The following is a 17,172-nucleotide window of genomic DNA, read 5'->3' on the forward strand; positions in this document are numbered from 1 at the left end:
TCGACTCGGAGCGCTTGACGAAACGCCGGATGCGTGACCCGCATGTCCGGTGTTGTGAGAGGTCGTAGGGCGACCCTACGGCCTACTCGATTTCACCGCGCCGCCTGGCACAGGGTGAGGAGCTCAGACGGGTGCGCCGGTCTGTAGTCGCAAGGCACCGCAGGGTTCACGGCGCCCCACAGCGCCAGGGCGAACTTCACCCCCGCGGCGTGTGCGCACAGGCTGTCGTTGACGGAGTCCCCGACGTACAGCACGTCGGCCGGCCCGAGCCCGGTGTCCGCCAGCAGCTTGAGGAGGGGGTCGGCGCTCGGCTTGCCCCGTTCGGTGTCGTCCGCGCAGACGACGGCGGCGAAGCTGTCCCGGAACCCGAAGCGGGAGAGGATGTCGAGTTCCCCCCGGGTCCTGGAGGTCACGATCCCCAGGGTGATCCCGGCCGCCCTCAGGCCGGCCAGGAGGTCCTCGATACCGGGGAAGGCGCTTACCAGGTGGCTCGACTCCCGGCTGTACGCGATCCACTTGTGGATGGCAGCCTGAACGTCCGGGACCCCGAGCTGCTCCAGAACCACGGCGCCCGGAATCCCCAATGCAAAGCGCAGCTCGTCCTCCGAGTACTTGCGCCCCAGTTCTTCCAGCAGTACCTGCTGAAGCGAAGCGATGATCGACTGGTTGGTATCGATCAGCGTCCCGTCCACATCAAAGGCCACGCACTTGTACACCAGTTGTTCCTCCACGTCAGTCGCCTTCGTCTTCGACCGTTACCGGGCACCGGGGCGCCCGCGGAGAATCACGGTCTGAAAGGTTATTCCTGCAATGCGACATGACTCCTGCTTTTCGGCTGCGAAGTTCGTCTCGGCGGTCAGTGCGTTCGCCAGCAAACTGCCGGTGCGGCGCTCCAGCGATGGTGCTCCCCGTCAGGAACGAACCTGTCGCGGACACTTGCGCGGCCGCCAGGCCTGAGAGCGCCTTGGCGGAACGCCTAGGTCTCCCCCGGCCGACGGTACACCTTCGTCTCCGTAAGGTCGGGCCGGCCCAGACTCCGGCGGGAGCGAACCTAAAGGACCGGTGGCGAGTCCTATAATCGTACGGCAGCGCAACATGTGACGGGGGTGGTCCGACCGGACGCGCAAGCCACAGATCTCACCGGAGCGGAAGGCGGTCTACTACGGCGGCATGGGCGTCATGGCCCTGGGCGTTCTGCTGTTCCTCTCGAACTTCCTGATCATCCCCTTCTCTGCCCCCAAGTCCGGCCCGTTCTTCGACCCCTTCTCCGACCCGTTCGCGGAAATGCGCGGGATGGCGCTGCGCGGCGTCGGGGGCATCGTGCTGCTGATGATCGGAGGCTTCATGATGAGCGGAGGTGTCAGGGGAGCCGCTGGTTCCGGGCTGATCCTCGACCCGGAGAAGGCCCGCGAGGACCTCAGCCCGTGGGCCCGCACGGCGGGCGGCCTCGTGAAGGACGCCCTCGAGGAGGTTCGCACCTCTGCCGCGCAGGGTTCGCCCGAGCCGCAGGCGGTGGTGAAGGTTCGCTGCCCCCAGTGCAGGGCGCTGAACGACGAGGACGCCAGGTTCTGCGACCAGTGCGGCTCTCCCCTGTAGCCACACGCGTGCCGACGCCCGGGCTGACCTGCAGCCCGGGCGTCTGTCTTGGTGTGCGGTCTCAGTACTCCACCCTCCCGCCGGGGCATAGAATGTAGGAACCCCATCGGGAGGGAGGAGACAGCCCTATGGATGACCGTGACCTGCCTGTCCTGGAAGAGGCGATCGGGGAGATCTGGGAGACGGCGCGGCGGCTGGGCCTGGATCCGTTCCCCACCCACTTCGAGATCGTGCCGGCGACCATCCTCTACGAGTTCGGCGCATACCTGCTGCCCGGCCGCTTCAGCCACTGGACGCACGGCAAGGCGTACTACAGCATGAAGGCTTCGTACGACTACGGCCTCAGCAAGATCTACGAGCTGGTGATCAACGCCAACCCCAGCTACGCCTTCCTGCTGGAGACCAACACCCTGCTGCACAACAAGTTCGTCGTGGCCCACGTCTTCGGCCACACCGACTTCTTCAAGAACAACATCTGGTTCGCCCCCACCAACCGGCAGATGCTGGAGACCGTGAGTCAGAACGCCCAGCGCATCCGCCAGTACGGCATTGACGAAGGGAGCCTCGAGGTGGAGCGGTTCCTGGATGCCGTGCTCTCCATCTCCGACCACATCGACCCCTTCCCCCGCCGGGAGGCGCCGGAGCCCAAGGCGGAGACGCCAGCCAGGGGAGGGGAGGGGCCGTACGCCGACCTCTTCCCCCGGCAGGAGGAGGGCGAGCGGGTGGCCCGGGGCCGCACTGCGAAGCCGGCCCGGCGCAAGGTGCCGCCCGAGCCGGAGAAGGACCTGCTGCTCTTCCTCCTGGAGCACGCCGACCACCTGGAGGACTGGCAGCGGGACATCATCGCCATCGTGCGGGAGGAGGCGCTCTACTTCGTACCGCAGATGCAGACCAAGATCATGAACGAGGGCTGGGCCTCGTTCTGGCACATGCGCATCATGCGGGAGCTGGACCTCAGCGACGAGGAGTTCGTGGAGTTCGGCCGGCTCCACTCGGCGGTCTGCACGCCCGGGCACCGCCGCATCAACCCGTACTACGTCGGGCTGAAGGTCTTCGAAGACATCGAGAAGCGCTTCGGCCACGACAAGGTCTTCGAGGTGCGGGAGATGGAGAACGACGTCTCCTTCCTGCGCACCTACCTGACCGAGGAGCTGGTCAAGGACCTCGACCTCTTCGTCTACGAGCTGAAGGACGAGGAGTGGACCATCACCGACAAGCAGTGGGAGCGGGTGAGAGACGCCCTCTGCGACGCGATGACCAACTTCGGCCACCCCTACATCGTGGTGGAGGACGGCGACTACAAGGGCCGGCGCGAGCTCTACCTGCGCCACCAGCACGACGGCCGGGACCTCGACCTGCCCTACGCCGAGCGCACGCTGCAGTACGTCCACCAGATCTGGGGCCGGCCGGTGCACCTGGAGACCCGGGTGGAGGGCAAGGCGGTGCGCCTCACCTGCGAGGGCGAGAAGGTGAGGAGGGAGACCCTCTAGATATCGAAATAGATGATCGGGGGCGGCGCAGGCCGCCCCCGATCTGTTGGTGCGCCCAGCATGGGCGCTGACTTGTTGGTGAAAGCCCGTCAGCCAGAGCCGGGTGGGCCTGGTGAGCGTAGACACAGCCGGAGGCCGGCGTGCGGGGCCGTGTAGTGGGCCTGCCAACGGAAGATGCGATAGTAGGTGCCCCGGAGCTGCATGAGCTCCTGGTGCGTGCCCGACTCGACGATTCGCCCCTTGTCGAGCACGTAGATCCGGTCGCAGTTGAGCACGGTGGAGAGGCGGTGCGAGATGACCACCGTGGTCGTGCCGGCGCGCACCCGGCGGATGTTCTACCACACCAGGGCTTCCGTGGCGGAGTCCAGGTTGCTGGTCGCCTCGTCCAGCACCAGGAGCGGCACGTCGCGGAACAGGGCGCGGGCGATGCCCAGGCGCTGCGCCTGGCCGCCGGAGAGATTTGCTCCCCCGGGGTCCAGCATGCTGTCGTACTGGCGGGGCAGGCGCAGGATGAACTCATCCGCAGCGGCGAGGCTGGCGGCCCTGCGCGCCTCGTCGAGGGTTGCCGCCTTGCGCAGCGTGATGTTCTCCAGCACCGACCCCTCGAACAGGTATGGCTTCTGGAACACCACGCTCACCTGCCTGCGCAGGTGCTCCCGGTCCAGGTCGCGGAGCGGGTGACCGTCAAAGAGCATCTCACCCGAGCTCGGTGTGTACAGCCCGGCCAGCAGCCCGACCAGGGTCGTCTTCCCGGAGCCGGTCTCCCCGACGATGGCCACGTGCTCGCCCGGCCGTACGTCCAGGGAGATCCCCTTGAGCACCGGGCGGCGCGGGTCCTAGCCGAAGGACACGTCGTGTCCAGCCGCAGCGACCCGCCCAGCTGGCGCTCCAGGGGCAGTTCGAGGATGGACTGTATCCGGTCGATCACGACCAGGGCGTCCATGATGGAGATGGCCAGCTGCGGCACGCCCTGGACGAGCGCCAGCAGGAACGTCAGCAATCCGAAGACGAAGACGATCTCGCCGGTGGTCATGCCGCCGCCGAGCACCTGGACCGCGGCCAACCACAGCACGGCGGCCGTCGTGGCGGAGTTGATGAGCGTGACCAGCGAGGAGGGCAGGGAGTTGCGGTTTCAACGCACGTTGCCGATGTGAGCCGTTGCTAGGGCGAAACTTCGGTCACCTTAATGATAGGGTGGGTGATGGGCATATCGGGATCAAGAAAGATCTCTGCCGTCTCCCAAGGGTTCTGTAGTTCCAGGGCGCCACGCACTTGGTAGGTCTGGTCCGGAGACAGGGAACCATCGAAAAGCAACCACACCAGTCCGTGATCCGGAGAGTAGCCCTCGTAGGCATTTGATCCGAAGTGTTGCCTGATCTCCACAGGGCCGGCAAAGTCCAGACTGCCAGACCGCCACAACAGCGTGAAGGCGGTTTGGGTTTCGTAAAACGGCACGCTATAGTGTGCAAGGATCCATGGCCAGACCGTGAGAAACGGTTCGGCATGGAGGCGATCAACCGCTCGATCCACGTCCAGAGGCGGATCGAGATCCAGCGCGGCGACGCGCTCAACCAACTGGGTGACCGAACGCATCTCGTCATGCCGAATCCAGTCGAGCATGGCATCCTCAATCGCAGCCAAGTATCGCACGCGGCGGATGATCTCGCGATCCCTGAACGTCCGCACCTCCTCCGGTACCGGCACTTGTTCCAGAAGTCCGAGGACCACGTCCACGTACTCCCGGCGCTTGTCCCGGAACTTCTGCCACTGTTCTGGTGACATGCCGGTCAAGGCAGGATGTGCCCGGGGATCGGTAATGTCGAGCGTCTCGCCGTTTATCGTCACCGTCTGCGCATGGTAACGTACTCCGACGCTCCCGGCCCACAGCGGCGCGGTACGGAATGCCAGCGCCGCGACGTGGTCCGATGTGAGAACCCCTCCGGCCCAACGCTCCGTCCACGGCCAAGTCGGAGGAACGAATACCTGAACGGCCGGCTCGAAGTGCCCCGCATTTTCACTGAACAGGGTAGAAAGTCGCACCGTGACAGCCACACCCGGAGCCTCCGGCTGCGGTACAGTGCCGATCTGGTCGGACCGCACCCATCCGGTGTGGGGGGTGGCCAGGGCAGGGGTGTTGAACACGGTGGCGCCGAGGGGAACGGAGGACTGCAACGCCTCGGGTGCCCGCGTGTAATAGGTCACCTTTTGCCAGCCGTGGTGCTGGTCTCCTTCGATTACGAAGGTGTCCATGTGCTGCAACACGCGGATGACACGGCCATCGGGCTGGTCCACGACGGCGACGCTATCGCGCACCGCGTAACCGATCGGTGGCCCCCCCTGTTCGCTCAGAAGACGTAAGAGCGGTTTCTCACTGGTGTCGTGATCCACGACCAGATCGCGCACCTGTGCCAGCGGGCTTGGTCTTGCCTGGCTGACCAGGAAAGAAACATCCTCTTTCAGGACGCTGCCGTCGGCCGCTTTCAATCCGGCCGGGAGAACGACCATCGCAGTTCCCATCGGCAGCCCGCCGCTGGCGGCCCAGATCCTGAGCTGGTTGCCCCGGATTCGGTAGACGTCCTGTGGCTGTCCGCCAAAATAGGGATCTCGTGACCCGGCCGGGTGGATGGGCACATAGGAGCCCTGTTGAATGTAGAACAGTTCCAAGTCCTGCTCCGGTGCCAACTGCCGGTCAAACGTGAGGGTGAAGGCCGATCCGGGTACATAGTCCACCGCATAGGGGGGCGCTTCTGGCCAGATGAACCCGTAGACTTCGCCGGGAACCTCCACCCTCAACAGTCGGGGTTGCTCCGTGAGGCGTCCACAACTGACAAGGGAGAAGCACAACACGCCTAATAATAGTGCGGAGACAAGTTGTTTCCTGCGGTCGTGTATCACCTGCAGCATCTCCTTACTGCGGCTGGCCCTCCCTGGGTAGACTCCCCAGTTAGGGCCAGCCGCACAGTTCTACATTGCCTCATCCTTGGGGATGATGCCATGTTCGCTGTCGACTACGATTACAGGCAGTCCTTGCATATGACCGCCCTTTCTTATCAGTCCCCGGACTGCTGCCGGAACTGTCTTGACGCTACCCGTCTGATTATACCGTCTAATCCGACAAATATCAAGAGGACATGTCTGTTGGCATCCCGATGGAGAAGGTGATTGAGGACAACAGCAGCTACTTTCGGAGCATCATACTCAAGGTCGGTCTCCGCAACACCGATCAGACGGCGGTGGAAAACACGGGGACCGACATCAGCCGCTACATCAACCTGTGCCGTCCGAAGGACTACCAGCCTGCCACTTTCCGGTATTTCTTTAGCCAGGTTCTGGAGGAGCACCAGAAGGTTAAGCGTCCTGAAGGACCTGGCCTACGCGGGGAGGTCGTGTACGACCCCCAGAGGGGGGAGGTTCAGTTCGTGCGCACGGGGGACTGGTTGGACCTGCCAGCCGTGGACATGGACCCCGACGACGTCCTGACCGTCTTGATGGAGCGCTACCTTACGGAACAAAGCCCCGCCGGACTCCATGACTCCGTCTGCTGGATCGGGGTGACCAAACTGCCGTAAGCGTGCCTAAGGTCCGTGTCGACTACGGCCTCAGCAAGATCTACGAGCTGGTGATCAACGCCAACCCCAGCTACGCCTTCCTGCTGGAGACCAACTCCCTGCTGCACAACAAGTTCGTAGTGGCCCACGTGTTCGGCCACACCGACTTCTTCAAGAACAATATCTGGTTCGCCCCCACCAACCGGCAGATGCTGGAGACGGTGAGCCAGAACGCCCAGCGCATCCGCCAGTACGGCATCGACGAGGGAAGCCTCGAGGTGGAGCGGTTCCTGGATGCCGTGCTCTCCATCTCCGACCACATCGACCCCTTCCCCCGCCGGGAGGCGCCGGAGCCCAAGGCGGAGACGCCACCTGGACCTCTTCGTCTACGAGCTGAAGGACGAGGAGTGGACCATCACCGACAAGCAGTGGGAGCGGGTGCGGGACGCCCTCTGCGACGCGATGACCAACTCCGGCCACCCCTACATCGTGGTGGAGGACGGCGACTACAAGGGCCGGCGCGAGCTCTACCTGCGCCACCAGCACGACGGCCGGGACCTCGACCTGCCCTACGCCGAACGCACGCTGCAGTACGTCCACCAGATCTGGGGCCGGCCGGTGCACCTGGAGACCCGGGTGGAGGGCAAGGCGGTGCGCCTCACCTGCGAGGGCGAGAAGGTGCGGAGGGAGACCATATAGATGACCGGGGACGGCCTGTGCCGCCCCCGGTCCGTCGTACCAGCGCATCTACCGCCGTGCGGAGACCGCCATGCGCCGGTAGGTGTGCCGCCTGCCCTTCACGGCCAGGCAGTAGGCCAGGATGTTCTCGGGCACCGCCACGCCGAAGTAGCCGGCGTCGCCCAGGTGGTGCAGGTCGACGCCCGCCATCTTGGCGTAGAGCGCCAGCTGCCGGATCGTGGCCTCGTCGGCGCCCTCCTGGGAGGTGCCGATGGCCGAGAGCGCCAGCGCGCCCTTGCGGTGTGCGGCCTGCACGCAGGCCCGCACCCCGTCCACCGTGGCGCCCGGCACCGTCCCGGGAGCGGGTACCAGCAGCACGTCGGCACCGGCGTCCACGAAGGCCTCGGCCTCCTCCGGGGTCAGCAGCCCCCTGCCGTCCGAGAGGCCCACCCCGGCCGCGTGCATCCGGCCCGCGATCAGCACGGCCCTGTCGCCCACGGCCTGCCGGATCCGCCGGAGGGCCTCCAGGATGGACTCGTTGGTCACCATCGTGTGGGGGTTTCCCGTCAGGCAGATGAAGTCGGCACCCTGCTCCACCGCCCGCGCGGCGTTCTCCGGGGTGGCCCGGCGGCCGGGCGGAACCCGGTCGCTGGGCTCCAGGTTCACCCCTACCGGCCGGCCCACCAGCGCCTTCAGATCGCCGCAGGTCTGCCCCGTGCCTTCCGGCAGCCCGGCGATGGCGGGGCGGGTGCAGTCGTAGCAGTTGAGCAGCAGGATGTCGGCCCCGAACGCGGCCGCGAGCTCGGCGTTGCTGACGCCGTCCACCAGGGGAGGGGCGTGCACCACCGTCTCCGCCACCACCAGCCGGCCTTCCGAGAGCCGGATTCCCTCCAGCAGCGCCGGGCGCGTGAGCCGCGTCAGCCCCGAGGGCGGCATGTCAAGAAGTCGCATCGCAGTTCCTCCCATCCACCACCCGGCAGACGGCGTCCCGTCCGGCCTCGACCGGCCCCTCGGCCAGCACCTCCACCCGGCGGTCCGCGCCGGGGTCGAGGACGACCACCGGGCTCAGCGGCGAGCGGGCCTGCGCCCGCAGCGCCGCCAGGTCCAGGTGGATCAGCGGCTGGCCGGCCTCTACCCGGTCGCCCAGCGCGACCACGGGGCGGAACACGCCCTTGGCCTTGCTGCTGTCGACGCCCAGGTGGATCAGGATCTCTGTGCCGGCGGCCGTCCGGAGGGCCAGGGCGTGGCCGGTGGGGAAGAGGGCGACCACCTCGCCGGCCGCCGGCGCAACCACCAGGTCGCCGCCGGGGTCGATGGCCAGACCGTCGCCCAGCATCCGGCCGGCGAAGACCGGGTCGGGGACGTCGTCGAGCGGTACGGCACGGCCGGAGATGGGGGCAAGCAGGGTGACCACGGTCATCTAGATCATATCCTTCATGATTTGCTCAATGCGCTCGGCAGAGGTGCCCAGGATCACCTGCACCACCTTGCCGACCTTCATGACGCCCACGGCCCCCAGCGCCTTCAGCTGCTTCTCGTCCACGGCGGCGGGGTTGTTCACAACCAGCCGGAGGCGGGTGATGCAGGACTCCAGCTCGGCGACGTTCTCCTTGCCGCCCAGCGCGGCCAGGATCGCCTGGGCCTTCTCTCTGTCGTTCACGTTCACCACTCCCTGTCAGTGATACTCAATCAATTGGGTGCGCCGCTGTCGTCCACCTCCCGGCCGGGCGTCGGGATGTTGAACCGCACGATGGCCCACCGGAAGATGAAGTAGTACAGGACGGCGAACACGAGGCCGATGGGGATCAGCAGCCACGCATTATCGGATGCGATGCCGTAGTTCAGCACGTAGTCAATCAGGCCCGCCGAGAAGGTGAAGCCGTGGTGGATGTCCAGCAGCTGCGCGACCGCCATGGAGATGCCGGCCAGCACCGCATGGATGGCGTAGAGCAGCGGGGCGACGAACATGAAGGCGAACTCGATCGGCTCGGTGATGCCGGTCAGGAACGAGGTGAAGGCCGCGGAGAGCATGATGCCGCCGACCCGGGCGCGGTTCTCGGGACGGGCCGCATGGGTCATGGCCAGGGCCGCGCCGATGAGGCCGAACATCATGATCGGGAACCAGCCGGCCATGAAGAAGCCGGCGGTCGGGTCGCCCGCGAAGAACCGGTTCAGGTCGCCGGTCGCGATGGTGCCGTCGGCCTTCGGGAACTCGCCGAAGACGAACCAGACCAGGCTGTTGATGACGTGGTGCAGGCCCAGCGGGATCAGGAGCCGGTTCAGCAGGCCGAAGATGCCGACACCGAAGGCCCCGGCGGCCACCAGCCACTGACCGATGGCGCCGATGCCGTGCTGGATGGGAGGCCAGATGAACCCGAAGATCAGGCCGAGGACGGTTGCAGCACCGGCTGTGACGATGGGGACGAAGCGCCTGCCGCCGAAGAAGCCCAGGTAGTCAGGCAGCTTGGTGTCCTTGAAGCGCACGTACATGTTGGCCGCCAGGATACCGCCGATGATACCGGCCAGGACGCCCATGTTGATCTCGTCGTTGATTGTGACGGCGACCTTGGTGATGACGAAGTACGCGACGACGCCGGAGAGTCCTGCCACGCCCGAGTCCTTGGCCAGGCTGACCGCGAGGCCCACGGCGAAGAGCAGCGGCAGGTTGCTGAAGATCGCGTCGCCGGCCTGGGCCATCCACGGCCAGTCCAGGACGTCCGGCTGACCGAGTCGCAGGAGCAGACCCGCCGCGGGGAGGACGGCCACGGGCATCATGAGACCCTTACCAACCTTCTGCAGCTGTGCAAGCATCCTTCAGACCTCCTTCTCACAGGATGACGGTGTGAACCCGGGGTCGGAACGGCGGAACCGGAACCTACCCTCCTTTCTTCGGGGCCTTGATCAAGCACAAAGCCAGCCAGAGATCGCCCCACCACCCGCGCGGGTGCCGGGACTCCTCTGGCTGGCTCATGCCCGTCTGCAAAGAGCGGTAACACGCCAGCGCAAAGAGCTACTGTGTCAAGTTCTTCAGGCGCAGGAGATGCAGGGCCAGATACCCCACCTCGTCGTCGCTCACCGGCCGGCCCAGACGCTCGGCCATGTAGTCGCCGAGCCGGCGGGCCCGGTCGAACGCGTCGGGGTACTCGGTGCGGATGCGGTCCAGGACCGGATTGGTCTCGCCCTTTCCCGAGACGATAAGCTCGACGGCCAGCCGGAGGTGAAGCAGGATGCGCGCGAGGCGCGGGTCGTCGTCGGACCAGGAAATACCTGCTTCGGAGGCCAGAAACGCAGCCGATTCGCGGATGAGCGCCTGGTATCGCGCCACCACCTTGGGCGACTCCCTGCGCCGGGCCCCCAGGAGGTGCAGCGCCAGGATCCCCTGCTCCTCCTCCGGGAGCGACACCCCCAGCCGGGCTGCGATCATCTCCACCGCCTGGCCGGCCAGTTCGTACTCCTCGGGATAGAGCAGCTGGATCTGGGCAAGGAACGGGTTGGGCACCGGCATTCCCTGCCGGACGCGGTCCAGGGTCGCCGCGAGGTGCTCCGCAAGCGTGAGGTGGGCCTCCTCGGAGAGGGGGCCGAACCGCCCGGCGGCCAGGTGGAGGATCTCCTCGGCCACGCCGATGACGGCGCCCGAGATGGTCTCCGTCATGCGCAGGAACCGCGTGCGGTTCCGGCTCTCGTCCAGCCGGAAGACCTTCTCGATGCGGGGATCGTCCGGGCTGACAGGGCCCGAGACCTGGAACCCCAGCCCCCGCCCCACGACGACGACCTCCTGGTCGGACCCTGGATCGTACGCGAGCAGGACGTTGTTGTTCAGGGCCTTCAGGGGTCGCAAGGGGCAGTCCCTGTACGTCTCCATATCATACCTATTCCCTCCATTCTGCGAGATTCCTGCCGAGTGGACCAGGAACCCCGCGCGGCAGCGAGCCGCGCCTCGGGGACAAGGGAGATCGGGAGATGACAGAGAAGATAGAGCAGAGGGAATCGAAAGTCCGAGGAAAGGGGAGGGAACGGGGTTGGACGACGTGGTGATTCTGGGGGGCGCCCGCACGCCCTTCGGCAGCTTCGGTGGCGCGCTGAGGGAGATCTCGGCCGTCGACCTTGGGGTGGCGGCCGCGCGCGCTGCGCTGGAGCGGACGGGCGTGCCGGCCGCTGCGGTGGACGAGGTGGTCGTGGGCAACGTCATCCACACCGGCAAGGACGCGCCGTACCTCGCGCGGCACATCGCCCTGTACGCCGGCATCCCGGTGGAGACGCCGGCCCTGACCGTCAACCGGCTCTGCGGGTCCGGGCTCCAGGCGGCGGTCTCGGCCGCGCACAGCATCCGGGCCGGCGAGGCCAGCGTGGCGCTGGTCGGCGGGGCGGAGTCGATGAGCCAGGCCCCGTACGTGCTGCGCAACCGGTTCGGGTCCGGCATCGGCACGCCCGAGCTGGGCGACGCCCTGTGGGAGACGCTCACCGACACCTACTGCGGATGCGGCATGGCCATCACGGCCGAGAACATCGCCGAGCGCTACGGCATCGCACGCGATGAGCAGGACCGCTTCGCCCTGCTCTCGCAGCAGCGGGCGGCCGCAGCGCGGGAGCGGCTGGCCGAGGAGATCGCGCCCGTCGAGCTGCCTGCCCGGCGCGGCGAGGTCCGCCGGCTGGAAGCGGACGAGCATCCGAGGCCCGACACCACCTACGAGGCCCTGGCGCGGCTGCCCGCCCGGTTCAAGCAGGGCGGCACCGTGACGGCCGGCAACGCCAGCGGCATCAACGACGGCGCCGCAATGCTGCTGCTGGCCTCGGCCCGCCGGGCCGAGGCCGAGGGCTGGAAGCCCCTCGGGCGGCTGGTGAGCTGGGCGGTGGCCGGCGTCGACCCCCATTACATGGGCATGGGGCCGGTGCCGGCGAGCCGCAGGGCCCTGGAGCGGGCCGGGCTCAGCCTCGCCGACATCGACCTGGTGGAGGTGAACGAGGCCTTCGCCGCCCAGTACCTGGGGGTGGAGAAAGAACTGGGCCTCGACCGCGAGCGGACCAACGTCAACGGCGGCGCCATCGCCCTGGGCCACCCGGTGGGCGCCAGCGGGGCGCGCCTGCTGCTCACGCTGCTCCTCGAGCTGCGCCGCCGGGGCGGCCGGTACGGCCTGGCTACCCTCTGCATCGGCGGCGGCCAGGGCATCGCCGCGGTGGTGGAGGCACTGCCCTGAGCAGCGACGCGGCCGCGGGGAGGCGCCGGGCGCCCCGGTCACGACCGGGAGGTCACCTTCAGCCCGACGATGCCGGCCAGGATCATCAGGATGAAGAGGATGCGCAGCGCATCCCTGGGCTCGCCCAGCGCCAGGATGCCCACCAGTGCCGTGCCCACGGCGCCGATGCCGGTCCAGACGCCGTAGGCCGTGCCCAGGGGGAGCGACTTCATCGCCTGGTTCAGCAGGCCGAAGCTGGCCAGCATCAGCACGATCGTCAGCACCGAGGGCCACAGGCGGGTGAAGCCCGCCGAGTACTTCATCGCGGTTGCCCAGCCGACCTCCATCAGCCCCGCGATCACGAGGTAGATCCAGGCCAAGTGTCACAGCCTCCCGACGAATCGTGTCGCAAGCGAAAGGCCCGGGGGAGATCACGCAGGTGATTCCTCCCGGGCTTTTATCCCGCCGTGTACGCAGCTCGCCCCTTATTCTACCCGCCGTTGCGGTGCGCCGCAAGGGGCGGGCCGCCTATCACGCCGGCAGCGGCCCCGGCTGGCCCACGTGGAACCCCTGGGCGGCGTCGACCCCGCACTCCCGCAGGATGTCCAGCGCCTGATCGGAGCCGACGTACTCCGCCACGGTCTGGATGCCCAGCCCCCGGGCCATGGTGACGATGGCCCGCACGAGGTTCTGATCCACCGGGTCGGCGTGCAGCCGGCTGATGAAGCCGCCGTCGATCTTCAGCGAGCGCACCGGCAGCTGCTTCAGGTAGAGCAGCGACGAGAAGCCGGACCCGAAATCGTCCAGCGCGAACTGGCAGCCCATCTCCGTGAGGGCCTGGATGAGGGAGGCCGCCTGGTCCGGGTCCGACACCGCCGCAGACTCCGTGAGCTCGAACCGCAGCGACCCGGGGGGAATCTGGTGCTCGTGGATGAGCCCCCGGATGTGCTCCAGCAGGTCCGGGTCCGTCAGGGCGTGCGCGGAGAGGTTGACCGAGAGCGTGATCTGCTTGCCGCACGCCCTCTGCTCGGCGATGGTCTCGACCGCCCGCCGCACGACCCACCGGTCGATGTCGCGCATCAGCCCGAAGGACTCCGCCACCGGCAGGAACTCCGCCGGCGGGATCAGGCTGCCGTCGCGGTCGACCATCCGCAGCAGCGCCTCGTACTGGGTCACCTCGTTGCGCCGCAGGTCGAGGATCGGCTGGAAGACGAGGGTGAACCGGTTCTCCGCCAGCGCGGTGCGGATGCGGGCCTCCCAGGCCGGCCACGCGCCCATGCCGGCTTCCGGGCCGTCAGGCGAGAAGACGCGGTAGCGGTCGCGGCCGCTGTGCTTCGCCTGGTACATCGCCAGGTCGGCGTGCAGCATCAGCTCCTCCACCGTGCGGCCGTGGTCCGGGTAGAGCGCAATGCCGATGGAAACGGTCACGCCGACCGGCCGGTCGTTGAAGAAGGCGATGTGCGTCCGCACGGCCGCCAGCAGCCGGGCCGCCAGTTCCTTCGCCCCGGGGCCGTCGATGTCCGGGACGAGGATGCCGAACTCGTCGCCGCCGAGGCGGGCCACCGTGCCGCGCTCGCCGATAATGCGCAACATCACCTGCGCCAACCCCCTCAGCAGGTCGTCGCCGGCCAGGTGGCCCATCGTGTCGTTGACGAACTTGAACCGGTCGAAGTCCAGGAACAGCAGCGCGCCGCGGGGCTCGTCGGAGCCGGTCAGGGCTGCGTGGATCTGCCGCTGGAAGTAGCGGCGGTTCACCAGATCGGTCAGCGGGTCGAAGTTGGCCATGCGCCGCAGCTGCTCCTCGGCGCTGCGCCGGGCCGTCACATCCATGATCTGGGCGACGAAGTAGAGGGGCCTGGCCTGCGCATCCCGCACGGTGGCGAGGCTGGCGGAGACCCAGACGATCCCGCCGCTGCGGTGGATGAAGCGCTGCTCCACCGCGTAGTCCTCCGCCCGCCCGGCAAGCACCTCCTCCATCCTGGTCCGGTGGGCGGGGAGGTCCTCCGGGTGCGTCATATGGCACAGCGACACGCCCGTGAGCGCTCCCGGCTCGTACCCCAGCATGCCGTGCAGGGCGGGGTTGGCGCGCAGGATCACCAGGTCGAGCCCCACCAGGGCGATGCCGATGGGGGCGTTCTCGAAGGCGGCCCGGAACCGACCCTCGCTCTCCATCAGCTCGTCCCGCTGTGCGCTGAGCTCCCGCGCCTGGTCCAGGAGCGTGCGGTGCTGGCGCAGCAGCTCGTCCTGCTGGGCCGCGAGCTCCTCCTGCTGCGCGGACAGCTCCTCGTTGACGGCCTGCAGCTCCTGGTTCTTACGCGCCAGGCTCTGTGTGGTCTCGGCCACCTGGTGAAACAGCGCGCGCTGCGTGCGTGCGATCAGCACGCCGGCCACGCCCAGGATGCCCATGCTCACTGTTTCCACGGCCGCCATCACCGGCGGCGGCGGGAACTCGCCGGAGCGGTTGAGCCGGCTGAGCGCCATGAGGACCAGCACCGCCACGAGCATGGCGTATCCCTGGCGGGCGCCGCCTGCCCGGGCCGCGATCAGGGGCACGATCAGGATGGTCGGCAGGAGCGGCGAGGCGATCGGCGCCGTGGCCACCAGGCTGATCGCGACGGTCAGAACCACGAGGTGCAGGTGCAGGCGCAGCCGGTGCGGCAGCGTGAGCGGGAGCGGCCAGCGCGACAGCAGGTTGAAGCCGCCCACGATCAGCACGAACGCCACCGCGTTGGGCAGGGCCCGGTCGACGCCGCCGCCGAGCAGCGCAGCGGTGCTGACCACCAGCAGGACCAGCAGCCAGGAGAGGCTCTCCACGTGCTGCAACGCCTGCGCCGACCACGCTTCGTGCGGGTCCTTGGTCCAGGCCGCCTCGGCTGTCCGCTCCGGGCTGCGCGCGGCCGGTACCCAGTCGAGGATGAGGCCGGCACCGAGGGCCGCCCAGAGCACCACGCCGGACCAGGCGCCTGTGTTCCAGAAGGTGGCCACCAGCAGCGCGGGAAGAGCCGCAGCGTAGAGCTCGACCCAGCGCCAACGCTCCTGCAGGCGGAAGCCGCGGCCGAGAAGCAGCAGAAGCCCGCTGCTCAGCCCGAGGAGGCCGACCGCGGGCATGTAGGGCCACAGGGGGCGGAAGCCCGGCGACGAGAACAGGCCGGGCGCGAGGAGGAAGAGGAGGCCGACGGCCGTCTCGATGCAGCCCATGGTCACCCGGAACATGCGGGGCACGGCAACCCATCCCGAGACGGCCACGCCAATGGCGAGGATGGCGTACGTCACACCGCCGGTCACGCCGCCGGCGCCGAAGATCAGATAGGAAGTCATCAGCAGCGGGACGGCGGCCAGCAGGTTCAGCAGCCGCTGCAGCGGCAGCACGGGGCCGTACCGGAGGCTCATCACGAGCAGGGTGCCCCCGGCCAGCAGCGCTGCCGAGAGGTGGGGGAGGAGCGGGGCCATGGGCGCGTAGAGGACGGACCGGAAGTGGTCGGCGAACGCGAACATGGCGATGCCTGTGGTCAGTTCCACGACCGCCGTCGTGACCAGCAAGCGCGTGGCGGTGTTCTGGGACACGCTCAGCCTCCTCTCCCGGGGTTGTCCAGTTCTTTCGCTCTATTCTCCCGCGACTCCTGCACCCCTGCGGCGCATCCAGGCCGCGGCGTCGGCGATGGCCCGGGCCGAGCGGTAGACGAAGTGTCCCTCCTCCAGGTAGACCTGCCGCTCCACCGGCCCTCCGAGCCGGTCGCGCAGCACTTCGGACTCCTCCGGCGGCACAACCCCGTCGGTGGCGCCGTGCAGCAGGAGGACCGGCACGGTGACGTGCGGGGCGAGGGCGCCCGGGTCGAACTCGGTGAGGGCCAGGAAGCGGCGCAGGTTGGTCACCACCCGCCGGCCCCCCACGTCGGTCTCGGCGATGTGCTCGCCGGCCTCCACCCGCCGGCGCACGTCGGCGATCTGCGCCTGCCACTGGCGGACGCGCAGCTGGACTACCCGCTCCGAGAGCCCGCGGGACGCGGCGAGCCGGGCCACCTGGGCGGCGTAGCGGGTCCCGGCCGTGAGGGCGCCGGCGGCCAGCAGGATCAGGCCGTCCACCTTGCCCTCCAGGGCGAGCCGGAGGGCGAAGCCTGCGCCGTCGGCCCAGGCGACGGCCGCGGTCCAGCCCACCTCGGGCTGCACGGCCAGCAGCTCGGCGGCGGCCTCGGCATCGGCGTACAGGTCGTCCCAGTCCGCCGCGTGGTACAGCCCTGTCGACTCGCCGCTGCCCCGCTGGTCGTAGCAGAGGCAGGCCAGCCCGGCTGCGCCGAGGGACTCCGCCCATACCACCGGCCAGTTCTTGGTCCCGTCCTGCGCCCGGCGCTGGAGGGGCAGCGGCCCCGGGCCGCCGATGATGACGGCGCCGGGCACGGGCGATCCTGCTGCGGCGCCCTCCGGCAGCACCAGGCTGCCGGCCAGGCCGTGGGTCTCGGTGCTGATGGAAACCGGATACGTCTTCACGTTCCAGATCGCTCCTTGTGTACAGGATCTACCCGATTGTAACACAGCCGCAGCGTTCCTTTATAATAGGAAGGCCCCGGCCGCACCGAAAGGTGCGGACGGGGCCTCAGGCTGTAGACAAAATCCGGGAGACCCCTCGCGGGCGCCCGGATTTTGCGTTACAATGTAAGTGCAAGTATAAATTGCCGGCGGGTGAGTGCG

The 17,172-nt window shown here is 68.1% G+C and carries 18 protein-coding genes and 1 pseudogene; 7 read left to right on the top strand and 12 right to left on the bottom strand.

Features of this window, described 5'->3' with window-relative positions:
- Positions 1-92: 92 nt before the first annotated feature.
- Positions 93-716: an HAD family hydrolase gene (locus J2Z79_RS17500; protein WP_209468192.1), complete on the bottom strand. Its 624-nt coding sequence runs from the start codon at positions 714-716 to the stop codon at positions 93-95.
- A 463-nt stretch (positions 717-1,179) separates the two neighbouring features.
- Between J2Z79_RS17500 and J2Z79_RS17505 the strand changes: the two genes are divergently transcribed.
- Complete coding sequence (locus J2Z79_RS17505) at positions 1,180-1,596, top strand: zinc ribbon domain-containing protein (protein WP_209468193.1); 417 nt, start codon at positions 1,180-1,182, stop codon at positions 1,594-1,596.
- Positions 1,597-1,724: 128 nt separating this feature from the next.
- Positions 1,725-3,086: a SpoVR family protein gene (locus J2Z79_RS17510; RefSeq protein ID WP_209468194.1), complete on the top strand. Its 1,362-nt coding sequence runs from the start codon at positions 1,725-1,727 to the stop codon at positions 3,084-3,086.
- A gap of 89 nt (positions 3,087-3,175) precedes the next feature.
- Here the strand turns inward: J2Z79_RS17510 and J2Z79_RS17515 are convergent, their stop codons facing one another.
- Together J2Z79_RS17515 and J2Z79_RS17520 are read right to left on the bottom strand one after the other, a co-directional pair.
- Entirely contained in the window at positions 3,176-3,409 is a 234-nt protein-coding gene (locus tag J2Z79_RS17515) for a hypothetical protein (RefSeq protein WP_209468195.1), read from the bottom strand.
- 12 nt (positions 3,410-3,421) lie between these two features.
- Entirely contained in the window at positions 3,422-3,907 is a 486-nt protein-coding gene (locus J2Z79_RS17520) for an ATP-binding cassette domain-containing protein (protein WP_209468196.1), read from the bottom strand.
- Between the two features lie 84 nt (positions 3,908-3,991).
- Here J2Z79_RS17520 and J2Z79_RS17525 point away from each other — a divergent pair, with 84 nt between their 5' ends.
- Positions 3,992-4,240 carry a hypothetical protein gene (locus J2Z79_RS17525; protein ID WP_209468197.1) on the top strand — a complete coding sequence of 83 codons (249 nt, stop codon included), beginning with the start codon at positions 3,992-3,994 and terminating at the stop codon, positions 4,238-4,240.
- Between the two features lie 7 nt (positions 4,241-4,247).
- On the opposite strand, the gene J2Z79_RS17530 is transcribed toward J2Z79_RS17525, so the two are convergent.
- Positions 4,248-5,981 carry a hypothetical protein gene (locus tag J2Z79_RS17530; protein WP_209468198.1) on the bottom strand — a complete coding sequence of 578 codons (1,734 nt, stop codon included), beginning with the start codon at positions 5,979-5,981 and terminating at the stop codon, positions 4,248-4,250.
- A gap of 236 nt (positions 5,982-6,217) precedes the next feature.
- Here J2Z79_RS17530 and J2Z79_RS17535 point away from each other — a divergent pair, with 236 nt between their 5' ends.
- The 3 genes and pseudogenes from J2Z79_RS17535 to J2Z79_RS19335 all read left to right on the top strand — a co-directional run bounded on the left by J2Z79_RS17535 (position 6,218) and on the right by J2Z79_RS19335 (position 7,333).
- Positions 6,218-6,655, top strand: coding sequence for a hypothetical protein (locus J2Z79_RS17535; protein WP_209468199.1), 438 nt, complete (start codon positions 6,218-6,220; stop codon positions 6,653-6,655).
- A 50-nt stretch (positions 6,656-6,705) separates the two neighbouring features.
- Positions 6,706-6,933 (top strand): annotated as a pseudogene (locus J2Z79_RS18700) (SpoVR family protein); the annotation flags it as partial.
- 163 nt (positions 6,934-7,096) lie between these two features.
- Positions 7,097-7,333 carry a hypothetical protein gene (locus tag J2Z79_RS19335; RefSeq protein WP_425353544.1) on the top strand — a complete coding sequence of 79 codons (237 nt, stop codon included), beginning with the start codon at positions 7,097-7,099 and terminating at the stop codon, positions 7,331-7,333.
- 48 nt (positions 7,334-7,381) lie between these two features.
- Here J2Z79_RS19335 and J2Z79_RS17545 read toward each other — a convergent pair whose 3' ends face one another.
- The 5 genes from J2Z79_RS17545 to J2Z79_RS17565 form a co-directional block, all read right to left on the bottom strand.
- Entirely contained in the window at positions 7,382-8,263 is an 882-nt protein-coding gene (locus J2Z79_RS17545) for a DUF7916 family protein (RefSeq protein WP_209468200.1), read from the bottom strand.
- Complete coding sequence (locus J2Z79_RS17550) at positions 8,250-8,732, bottom strand: PTS sugar transporter subunit IIA (RefSeq protein ID WP_209468201.1); 483 nt, start codon at positions 8,730-8,732, stop codon at positions 8,250-8,252. The genes J2Z79_RS17545 and J2Z79_RS17550 overlap by 14 nt, the downstream gene beginning before the upstream one ends.
- Positions 8,733-8,972 (bottom strand): PTS sugar transporter subunit IIB, encoded by a 240-nt coding sequence (locus J2Z79_RS17555; protein ID WP_209468202.1) that lies wholly within the window; start codon positions 8,970-8,972, stop codon positions 8,733-8,735.
- 29 nt (positions 8,973-9,001) lie between these two features.
- On the bottom strand, positions 9,002-10,123 hold the full coding sequence (locus J2Z79_RS17560; protein ID WP_209468203.1) for a PTS transporter subunit EIIC: 1,122 nt from the start codon (positions 10,121-10,123) through the stop codon (positions 9,002-9,004).
- Between the two features lie 199 nt (positions 10,124-10,322).
- Positions 10,323-11,174: a BglG family transcription antiterminator gene (locus tag J2Z79_RS17565; RefSeq protein ID WP_209468204.1), complete on the bottom strand. Its 852-nt coding sequence runs from the start codon at positions 11,172-11,174 to the stop codon at positions 10,323-10,325.
- Positions 11,175-11,331: 157 nt separating this feature from the next.
- Here J2Z79_RS17565 and J2Z79_RS17570 point away from each other — a divergent pair, with 157 nt between their 5' ends.
- A complete protein-coding gene (locus J2Z79_RS17570; RefSeq protein ID WP_209468205.1) occupies positions 11,332-12,507 on the top strand; it encodes an acetyl-CoA C-acetyltransferase in 1,176 nt (391 codons plus the stop codon).
- 38 nt (positions 12,508-12,545) lie between these two features.
- On the opposite strand, the gene sugE is transcribed toward J2Z79_RS17570, so the two are convergent.
- The 3 genes from sugE to J2Z79_RS17585 form a co-directional block, all read right to left on the bottom strand.
- Positions 12,546-12,866 (bottom strand): quaternary ammonium compound efflux SMR transporter SugE, encoded by a 321-nt coding sequence (gene sugE / locus J2Z79_RS17575; protein WP_209468206.1) that lies wholly within the window; start codon positions 12,864-12,866, stop codon positions 12,546-12,548.
- 151 nt (positions 12,867-13,017) lie between these two features.
- The gene (locus J2Z79_RS19230; RefSeq protein WP_209468207.1) at positions 13,018-16,050 is read right to left on the bottom strand and encodes a putative bifunctional diguanylate cyclase/phosphodiesterase; all 3,033 of its coding nucleotides are present in this window, start codon (positions 16,048-16,050) and stop codon (positions 13,018-13,020) included.
- A gap of 39 nt (positions 16,051-16,089) precedes the next feature.
- Positions 16,090-16,971: an alpha/beta fold hydrolase gene (locus J2Z79_RS17585; RefSeq protein ID WP_209468208.1), complete on the bottom strand. Its 882-nt coding sequence runs from the start codon at positions 16,969-16,971 to the stop codon at positions 16,090-16,092.
- Positions 16,972-17,172: the final 201 nt, after the last annotated feature.

The organism is Symbiobacterium terraclitae (genome assembly GCF_017874315.1).
Taxonomy (GTDB): Bacteria; Bacillota; Sulfobacillia; order Symbiobacteriales; family Symbiobacteriaceae; genus Symbiobacterium; species Symbiobacterium terraclitae.